Below are 7,615 nucleotides of genomic sequence, written 5' to 3'. Positions count from 1 at the left end.
ATTCGTCCGCCACTGACGAATTTCGGAGCCGTTCCACCTGGAGCGGCTTCATCGATTTCTCGCCACTCGCGCGGAGCCGCGGTGGGCATAAGGAATGTACGTGGGTCAATTCAAAACCAACCAGATCGTCGACCGTCTCGAGGCCGCCACCAAGGCCCGGCAGGCCACAGTAGCCCGGTTTCGGGCGCGCCCCGCAGCCAATGACCCGGTTGTTCTCGCACGGCATGCTGCGCGGCGAGCTGTCGTTCAGGCGCGGGAGGTTCGGGTCAGCGAGCGAGAGATAGCTCGCCTTGCAGCTGAGGCTCAGCGCGAGGCTGAAGCCCTCGCTGCGCTGGAGCGCGAGGCGGCCGAGGCTGCCCGTCAGGCCGCCGAGAAGGTGGAGCGCCAAGCTGCACTCGCTGCCGAGCAGAAGGCCGCCCGTGATGCGCGCTTTGCTGCCCGCAAGGCCAAGGTGCGCCGGTAGACCACCCGCGTTTGACGGAATATCGAGTACCTGGAGGAAATTGATTGTCTCACAAGTTCAAGGTCGGCCAGCACGTCCGGCAGTCCACGGTCGGCTATGCTGACGCCAAGAGCGTCGCTGGTGGCCTCTTCGAAGTGGTTCGGCTCATGCCCGAGGATCGGACGGGTGAACCGTCGTATCGGGTAAAATCGGCAGTGGGCGAGCGCGCCGTGCGGGAAGGCGATCTCACCCTCGCCTCTTGAGCACAGAGCGTTCAAGACAGCCGTGCCGGGTAGGGGCCTCCCAGACAGGTCCGCACCCCATCCATCTCCCGGGCATCGAAGTTTGATCGCTGCCTTAGCCGCAGCGCCTCCGTCGCGCGCCTTTCAGCGCGACGCTCCTGAACACATGCGCCACGTTATGGCTTCTGCCGAAGTGGCTTACGGACCTACATGCCCATTATCACTGAACTGAAGCCCACGACAGCGCAGGCGCACTCGCTGACAAGCACCGCGGTGGCGGAGCCGGAAGCCGCTTGGAAGCCGCAGCCTTGCGGCCTCACCCGCGAGGAGTTGCGCGAGATCGTTCTAGACGTGCTCGGCTGACCTACAGGAACCCGCTCCCCGAGTGGTCCTTGAAGGCGTTGGCCCGGCGGATGTAGCCGACGACCGTTCGTGTATCCCGGTGTCCCGACTGATCCATGATCCGGACGAGATCGGCGCCACGCTCGGCTGCCGTCGTGATGTAGCCGGCCCGCAGGCTGTGCGCTCCGAAGGTCGACGCATCCAGCCCGGCTGCAGCCGTGTACTTCTTGATGATGTCAGCCACGGCCTGCGTGGTCAGGCGCGGGGAAATGTTTGCATCTGATGCGAACTTCCGCACCCTCCCCGACCGCGACACGGGCCGGAACACCGGGCCCTCCGTGATGCCCGCCGCTTCAAGCCATTCACGCAGCAACAGAACCGGGCGGATGAACCTCCCATGCGGGATGGCCTTCTCAATCCCCCTGCCCTCCTGGTCGGTCTTTGAGCGGCGCACCAGGATGCGGATGCCGTCCTTGTCCTCGCGGATGTCCTCGACATTGAGGCCGACGAGTTCGGAGCGGCGGAAGGCCCCGGCGAAGCCCAGCGCAAGCAGGGCCCGATCCCGCTTGCCCGTGAGGGTGTCCGGTATCCTCATCAGCATGGCCGCCAGGATCTCGGCGGTGGCGGCGGTCTTCTGGTTCGGGGCCGTGCCAATCCGCCTGCGGATACCCTTCACAGCAGCATGGACAGCCTCGTTGTCGGTGGGGTCGGGCTGGCCCGCGAGTTTGTGGGCGTAGCGGATCGCGGCGCATCGACGGCCGATGGTGGAAGCTGCCCTCCCCGCCTCTGCTTCATGGACGAGAAAGCCTGCGACCGCCTCAGGTGACGCCGGCATGGCTCTGAAGCCGTGGCGGACGCACCACGCCTCGAACAGAGCGGCATCCCCGCGATAGGCCCGCACGGTCGCATCAGCCTTCGAGGCGCGCTGGTAGGCCTGGACGAGCGCCAGAGCTTCGGCGGGTAGGCCGCTGCTGGGCTCAAGAATGACTGGCAGAGGTTCAGGCATCGTCTCTCGGGGCTGAAACCTCGCCCTCCTTGGCCAAGGGCACGTTGGCTTCGCCCGCCTTCCCTTCCTTCAAAGCGCGATGCTCAGAGAGAAGCCGTCGCATAGTCCGGTCGGCATCCGAGCAGTCGGAAGGCTCGGGCGTGTCCGTGCCACAGCCCTCAATGGCCTCATCGGTTTGCTGATCCACCACGGCCCGGTCTGCCGCGCTGAGCGTGGAGAAATCCCCGAGGCCGAGTTCAAGCGCCACGTGTGCGGCAATCTCCTGTCGCTTCGCATGCAACGCCCACACACGGGCCTCCCCTCGATCTGCAGCCTCGTGACGTCCCACCTGCCGCGCGAGCGTGCGCCGCCAGCCGACTGGGAGGGACGCACCGCGCAGCCGCATGCGATCCGTGACGCTGGCCAGCACGAGTTGCCAGTGCTCGGGGCTGAGGTCGGCGAGCTTCCTGCCCAGGCCGAGGTTATGAGCTGCAAGCCCAGCAACCTCGATCCACTCCGGCGGCAGGTCGGGCTTCTCAGCAGGGACGAGAACGATAGGCGCATCAGGCATGCTGAACCCCCTCCAAGTGAACTCAGCCGATACTAACTCCGCGTGGCTCGGCGTCATCAGCATCGCGGACCCGGCAGAGAGCTGGCGTCTCACGCGCTCGTTCGAAACATAGCCCCGGCTTCATTTCTTCACCACCCTTACAACCAGCCCCTCTCGAAACTTTCGAGAATGACGATTATCGAAAGTTACACGGCTGCGATCCTGCTACAACGTGTGCAAGCTAGATTGTGGTCTTGCCCACAAGAGGGCAGGCACGGATAGAAGCGGTCGGATGAAGAGGCGCATGTCCCACGACCATTTGGCGGTCTTTCAGGCTTGGCCACATGGGGGCTTGCCCACAAAGGTATCGTTTAGAGATCGCAGGATCAGAGGAGGGATCATCGGCGAAGGCGCTGCCACCAACGCTTCCACCAATAGGAGACCCAACCGCCGGTGCGAAGTTCGTCGTCGAAGCGGGAAACGAAGAGTCTGATGACCACCTCGACGGCAGCGCATATGGCTAGGAACTCGGCTGGAACTGCTGCGAAGTCGATTGCCCGATCCCATCGCATCCATCCCATGTGGCCTGCGAGAAGAAGGAATGGGCTGACGAAGATCAGCCACAGCAGGTAAGCTCCAGCGACCACAGCCGCTGGAACCGCGATGATTGAAATGAGCGCCCGCCAGATCACGCGATCCGCGACAGGCCGCGCTTCTCGAACACGGCGTTGAGGCCTTCAAGCAAGAGGTCTTGCTGCTGCATGTCTTCGTCGGCAGCGATCCGCTTGAGTTGCCGGAAAGCCTCGGGCGAAACGTAGGCTGTCACAACCCGCTTGCCCTCGCGAGTACTGGCCTTCGGGTACTTGCCCGACATCGCCTCACGGAGAGCAGGAGCACCCGAGGCTACCGATATTGCCGTCATAGCCGTCCTCGCCTCATCGGCTTGGCTAGGCACTTCGGACACGGGTTCCGCAGGCTTACTGCTAAACAGGCTCGGACGCTTCGACATCTCAACTCTCTGTCTTCTTGCCGGACTTCTTGCTTGTGGGCAGGCCCACGAGCCCGCTCGCCCACGCGAACAGGGCTGCCACTTCGTCTGCTGCCTTTCCATCCGGTTCGTATTCTGGCGCGGCGCGTCCATCGATGACGGCGTAGGAGTAGGCTACCCGGTGGTGAATGATCTGCGGTGCGACCTTGGCACCCTGCCCTTCAAGGCCGCTGCGAGCCTCCTCAACTATGGCGCTACGGGTTGGCGCCGACGACAGCACCACCCATGCGGGCTTCTTCGCGATAGAAGCGAGGTCCCGCGTCGCCTCAATGGCTTCAAGGTCGAATGCTGCGGGTCGGCAGGGGATCAGGATGAGGTCGGCCGCCCGCGCCGCTGCCAATGAAGCGCGATCCGCGTTCGGCGCCGTATCGATGATGAGTAAGTCGGCGCCGTTCGAGCGGGCGGCCTCCACGAGTTGAGGCAAGCGCTCGGCGTGGTCCCCGATCACTTCTGGCTCGGCCGCCTCACGCTTGTCGCCCCACTTTCGGGCTGTCGCCTGCGGATCGAGATCCACGATGGCAGAGCGGTAGCCCGCCAGATGGGCGGCAACCCCGAGGTTCGTGGCAAGCGTTGTTTTGCCTGCGCCACCCTTCTGACTGATAACTGCAATGGTCCGCACGTCGGCAATCCTGCATGAGGGCCAGCGGGCCTGCCCACAGGCCAGCATGTCCGCTGAAGGCGACTCTCCCGCCGCCTGTGCTTTCAGCACAGACTGCTGCATCTAAGCTAACGAATTGTGAGTTGGCAGGCGGGCGCGCAGGCTCGCCCCCAAAAGAGCAAGCCCGCCTGCCGCAGAGCTGTCATGAAGGCTTGCCCACAAGCCCGCGCTCGAAAGTGACGCACTCCCACTGCTTCACGAGGAGTGCGGCCGGGCAGTGACCCACAGCATCCCAGAAGGCGCTGTGTGCCTCGCCGCTCGCCTTCTCCGCGGCTTCCAGGGCCGCCTTGGTCCGCGAGACCTCGGCTTCAGCGTCGAACAGGGCTTGATCCGGGTGCGGCAGGGTAGGGGCGAGTGTCGGGGATGCCATCGCCTGCGATGCCAGGACTGGCAGCGGGATTGCGGGGGCAACCACGAGCGAGCCCTTCACCACTGACCGGCGCCCTTGATCGGCCTCTACATCAGTGGCCTTGCACGGATCAGGCGAGCGGCAGAAGCCTTCAGGGCCGCGGCGCGCTCACGCAGGCTTGGCTTCTCCGGGCTGCGGAGGACGAGGCGGGCAAAAGGATTTCGCATATCAGGTACTCCGGTGGCTTGTTTGATTGTGGGCAGGAGGGCAGGCAGGCATGTGAACAAGCTTGCTTGAGGGAATGGCTTCAGAGCACGGAGGCGAGGCCGATCAGACCTAGTCCACCGACTATGATGGACAGGCAGGCGACCATCTCGCCGCAGCGGGGGAGCGCTCGCAGGACCCGAGCAACAGGCTGCCGGGGCGGCTCGACGGGCAGGAAATCGAGGTTGAGGCACAGGGCGAGGTCGGAGGCGCGGGCATGACCCTGAGCCATGTAATGCGTATCGGCTCCGTTACGCCCCCACATGACATGCCCCGCTGCCATCCCCTGTCAGGCAGCGGGGCAGCATGGCGGTAACTTCCCATTAACCCTGAACCGGCTTGATCCTGTCTCTCCCGAAGCGACAGGGATCTCAGTGGCATCAACTCCCCTCCGGCCAACGGCTGCGGCCCTTGCGCGTTACCCGATCCCGGCTGGGCTGATCGCGTCCCTCTACCGTGCGGATGATGGCGAGTTCGCCGAGCTGGTCGCCCCGCTGTCGGAGTACGCCCGCGCCCGGATCGCAGCCTACTGCGTCGAGAAGGAGCGATTGCAGCTGCTTGCCCTAAAGGTCGCCAGCAGCTGCGCAGAGGCCGTGCTGGTGAAGGCCGCTGGGGCCGAGATCGGCGCTGCCCTGTTTGCGCAATCGCGCGTCGAAGAGGTCATCCAGGCGGCGTCGCATCAAGTGCCGGTTCAGGAGCCGATGGCTGCTCCCATGCAGATCATTGAGTTTGCTGCTGCCGACTGGATGTCTGATGCCGACGAGTGTTCTGAGGCTGCCTAGCCGCGAACAGAAAGATCACTGTCAAGCCTGTTTCATATGGTTAAGCTTTGGTAGGCTCCTCGCTGTGGACATGGAGGAGCCGAGATGCCGACAGCCCTAGCCACTAAGGTCAATCTGCTGCGAGAAGCTGCCTCCCGGGCTCAGACGCGTCGAAGCGAGCTTGTGAGCTACCGATCCGGTACGAGGGGCCGAAGGGTCGAGGATCTGGCCCGATACCGCGGCGGCCTCACCGGCCGCGAGTTGGTCGAGATGGCGCGAGCCAATCGCGTGCAGTCGCCGGGCAGCTAGCGCAAACTGGATGTATCAGGAAGAGGGCCCCGCCAACCTCTGCCGATGCCGGTCGATGGTGTCCATCAGCATGGGCAGGAATGGCGAGGAAGCATTGAGGCGAGCCAGGGTTTCGCTGAGTTCGTCCAACGCTTCGGTCTGAGCGTCGAGGCTTTGGACGAAGCCTGGATAGGCCCAGACTGCCTCGTCCACGGCGCCTACGCTCGCTGCGCGGTCGTTGGCGAGAAGTTCCTTGAAGGTCTGAAATGTCTGCTCAAAGGGAGCCATATCGTCAGTATGGCTTGGGTTGAGTCCCCGTTGAACCCCTTGTGCCAAGCCCTCTGCAGTGCGGCACTGGGGCGTATGAACAGGTGGTGACCCCGTACAGTTGTTCCTTTGGGACTGCGGCTTCTATAGCAGAGCTGTGCAGCCGCCCGGCTTTCGAGAGACAATCATGGCGAAGAAAAGCGCAATCGAAAAGAACAACCACCGCAAGACCTTGGTCGCGCAGTACGCTGGGAAGCGTAAAGCGCTATTAGCCATCGCCAATAACGAGGCTCTGGAGATGGAGGAGCGCTTCGAGGCGCGTCTCAAGCTTGCGGAATTGCCCCGCAACTCGTCTGCGACCCGCGTCCGCAACCGCTGCTTCATGACAGGCCGTCCGCGCGCCAACTACCGTAAAATGGGCATCTCGCGCATCGCTCTGCGGGAACTTGGCAACCGGGGGATGATCCCAGGCTTAGTGAAGTCGAGCTGGTAACGCGATCAGTTGAGACGATGTGACAGGCTCGCGGCTTGAGGACACAAGCCCGCTATCAGTGAGGTTCCGAGAGGTGCCCATTTGGTATTTTGCCAGAGCGCCGTGATCTCTCGCTGTGTCGTATCACCTGCCACCACCGATGTACCCTCCGACCCGAATGGCCGAACAGATCTGCGTACCTTCACGCTATCCTTGAAGATCACCCAATCGAACCGGCCGGGCTCAATCGGAGAAGGGGCAACTCGCATGGTGTGTGGGTTCGGCGTAAAGGTAATCATACTCAGGATATGGGACACCGCGCTAGCATCCACCATGTGTCGAGCCAAGTTGCGTACCGGCTCAAACGTGAGATGGACCACCCCCCGCCAGCCTGTGATCAGACCGGGCGGCGGGGCAGCCCCATATGCTGCCATGAAGCGTGCTGCTATTGCGGTGCGGGCAGGTTGTTCTTCACGAGGTACTTGAGGCCGCGGTCGAAGGATGTGTCGTTGTCGCCGCGGATATCAACGCTGTAGGCCTTCTCAGGCGCGCTGCCCTTGAGGTCCTTCACGTAGACGTTGATGTTGAGGATCAGATTGGAGACCTTCTGGATCTCACCCGTGATTGCGACATCGGCCCCGAGCTTCTTGGCATATTCCTCAGCGCAGCCACCGCATTTGCGTAACTCGGCACCTCTAGCGACCTCATCCTTCACTGCATCGGTTGAAACGATCCGATAGCGACCGCTGTCCCTCAGGAGCGAGCGGAGAAGATCGCTCAGTGGGCCAAGGCGTGCTTTATCAGTATCTGTTGGCTCTTGAATTCCGAGATTGGCGAGCTGGAAATCGAACACCGCTGCCTTGGGCGGTTCGGCGTGAGCGGCGGTAACGGTGAGCAGCAGCGCAGTGAGAGCTGCAGGTAGCCGGGAGTTCGCCTTCATGAGCGTT

At 63.2% G+C, this 7,615-nt stretch carries 13 protein-coding genes; 5 read left to right on the top strand and 8 right to left on the bottom strand.

Annotated elements, in window-relative coordinates:
- Window positions 1-100 precede the first annotated feature (100 nt).
- The 3 genes from F6X53_RS31670 (at window position 101) to F6X53_RS32860 (ending at window position 1,047) form a co-directional block, all read left to right on the top strand.
- A complete protein-coding gene (locus tag F6X53_RS31670; RefSeq protein ID WP_244965640.1) occupies window positions 101-463 on the top strand; it encodes a DUF6481 family protein in 363 nt (120 codons plus the stop codon).
- 44 nt (window positions 464-507) lie between these two features.
- Window positions 508-705, top strand: coding sequence for a hypothetical protein (locus F6X53_RS31665; RefSeq protein WP_151005848.1), 198 nt, complete (start codon window positions 508-510; stop codon window positions 703-705).
- 189 nt (window positions 706-894) lie between these two features.
- Window positions 895-1,047, top strand: a complete 153-nt coding sequence (locus F6X53_RS32860) for a hypothetical protein (RefSeq protein ID WP_191971089.1) — start codon at window positions 895-897, stop codon at window positions 1,045-1,047.
- Window position 1,048: 1 nt separating this feature from the next.
- On the opposite strand, the gene F6X53_RS31660 is transcribed toward F6X53_RS32860, so the two are convergent.
- The 6 genes from F6X53_RS31660 to F6X53_RS31630 all read right to left on the bottom strand — a co-directional run bounded on the left by F6X53_RS31660 (window position 1,049) and on the right by F6X53_RS31630 (window position 5,112).
- Window positions 1,049-1,927: a site-specific integrase gene (locus F6X53_RS31660; protein ID WP_238296747.1), complete on the bottom strand. Its 879-nt coding sequence runs from the start codon at window positions 1,925-1,927 to the stop codon at window positions 1,049-1,051.
- A 97-nt stretch (window positions 1,928-2,024) separates the two neighbouring features.
- On the bottom strand, window positions 2,025-2,582 hold the full coding sequence (locus tag F6X53_RS33555; RefSeq protein ID WP_238296748.1) for a hypothetical protein: 558 nt from the start codon (window positions 2,580-2,582) through the stop codon (window positions 2,025-2,027).
- A gap of 667 nt (window positions 2,583-3,249) precedes the next feature.
- Window positions 3,250-3,435: a ribbon-helix-helix domain-containing protein gene (locus F6X53_RS31645; RefSeq protein WP_151005844.1), complete on the bottom strand. Its 186-nt coding sequence runs from the start codon at window positions 3,433-3,435 to the stop codon at window positions 3,250-3,252.
- 136 nt (window positions 3,436-3,571) lie between these two features.
- Window positions 3,572-4,330 (bottom strand): ParA family partition ATPase, encoded by a 759-nt coding sequence (parA, locus tag F6X53_RS31640; RefSeq protein WP_238296749.1) that lies wholly within the window; start codon window positions 4,328-4,330, stop codon window positions 3,572-3,574.
- Between the two features lie 79 nt (window positions 4,331-4,409).
- Window positions 4,410-4,637, bottom strand: coding sequence for a hypothetical protein (locus F6X53_RS31635; RefSeq protein ID WP_151005842.1), 228 nt, complete (start codon window positions 4,635-4,637; stop codon window positions 4,410-4,412).
- Between the two features lie 286 nt (window positions 4,638-4,923).
- A complete protein-coding gene (locus F6X53_RS31630) occupies window positions 4,924-5,112 on the bottom strand; it encodes a hypothetical protein (RefSeq protein WP_151005840.1) in 189 nt (62 codons plus the stop codon).
- 142 nt (window positions 5,113-5,254) lie between these two features.
- Here F6X53_RS31630 and F6X53_RS31625 point away from each other — a divergent pair, with 142 nt between their 5' ends.
- On the top strand, window positions 5,255-5,662 hold the full coding sequence (locus F6X53_RS31625; RefSeq protein WP_238296750.1) for a hypothetical protein: 408 nt from the start codon (window positions 5,255-5,257) through the stop codon (window positions 5,660-5,662).
- 303 nt (window positions 5,663-5,965) lie between these two features.
- On the opposite strand, the gene F6X53_RS31620 is transcribed toward F6X53_RS31625, so the two are convergent.
- A complete protein-coding gene (locus tag F6X53_RS31620; protein ID WP_151005837.1) occupies window positions 5,966-6,217 on the bottom strand; it encodes a hypothetical protein in 252 nt (83 codons plus the stop codon).
- 166 nt (window positions 6,218-6,383) lie between these two features.
- On the opposite strand from F6X53_RS31620, the gene rpsN reads away from it, so the two are divergent.
- The gene (rpsN, locus tag F6X53_RS31615; RefSeq protein WP_151005836.1) at window positions 6,384-6,689 is read left to right on the top strand and encodes a 30S ribosomal protein S14; all 306 of its coding nucleotides are present in this window, start codon (window positions 6,384-6,386) and stop codon (window positions 6,687-6,689) included.
- Between the two features lie 424 nt (window positions 6,690-7,113).
- On the opposite strand, the gene F6X53_RS31610 is transcribed toward rpsN, so the two are convergent.
- Window positions 7,114-7,608, bottom strand: coding sequence for a DUF3280 domain-containing protein (locus F6X53_RS31610; RefSeq protein WP_151005853.1), 495 nt, complete (start codon window positions 7,606-7,608; stop codon window positions 7,114-7,116).
- Window positions 7,609-7,615 lie beyond the last annotated feature (7 nt).

The sequence above is a fragment of the Methylobacterium soli genome (assembly GCF_008806385.1).
GTDB classification, from domain to species: Bacteria; Pseudomonadota; Alphaproteobacteria; order Rhizobiales; family Beijerinckiaceae; genus Methylobacterium; species Methylobacterium soli.
This window is presented reverse-complemented; position numbering and strand designations above follow the sequence as displayed.

Excerpts from the sequence above, each read along its gene's own strand:
- F6X53_RS32860 (WP_191971089.1), top strand. The coding sequence starts at position 895 with ATGCCCATTATCACTGAACTGAAGCCCACGACAGCGCAGGCGCACTCG.
- F6X53_RS33555 (WP_238296748.1), bottom strand. The coding sequence starts at position 2,582 with ATGCCTGATGCGCCTATCGTTCTCGTCCCTGCTGAGAAGCCCGACCTG.
- F6X53_RS31645 (WP_151005844.1), bottom strand. The coding sequence starts at position 3,435 with ATGTCGGGCAAGTACCCGAAGGCCAGTACTCGCGAGGGCAAGCGGGTT.
- parA (WP_238296749.1), bottom strand. The coding sequence starts at position 4,330 with ATGCAGCAGTCTGTGCTGAAAGCACAGGCGGCGGGAGAGTCGCCTTCA.
- F6X53_RS31635 (WP_151005842.1), bottom strand. The coding sequence starts at position 4,637 with ATGGCATCCCCGACACTCGCCCCTACCCTGCCGCACCCGGATCAAGCC.
- F6X53_RS31630 (WP_151005840.1), bottom strand. The coding sequence starts at position 5,112 with ATGGCTCAGGGTCATGCCCGCGCCTCCGACCTCGCCCTGTGCCTCAAC.
- F6X53_RS31620 (WP_151005837.1), bottom strand. The coding sequence starts at position 6,217 with ATGGCTCCCTTTGAGCAGACATTTCAGACCTTCAAGGAACTTCTCGCC.
- rpsN (WP_151005836.1), top strand. The coding sequence starts at position 6,384 with ATGGCGAAGAAAAGCGCAATCGAAAAGAACAACCACCGCAAGACCTTG.
- F6X53_RS31610 (WP_151005853.1), bottom strand. The coding sequence starts at position 7,608 with ATGAAGGCGAACTCCCGGCTACCTGCAGCTCTCACTGCGCTGCTGCTC.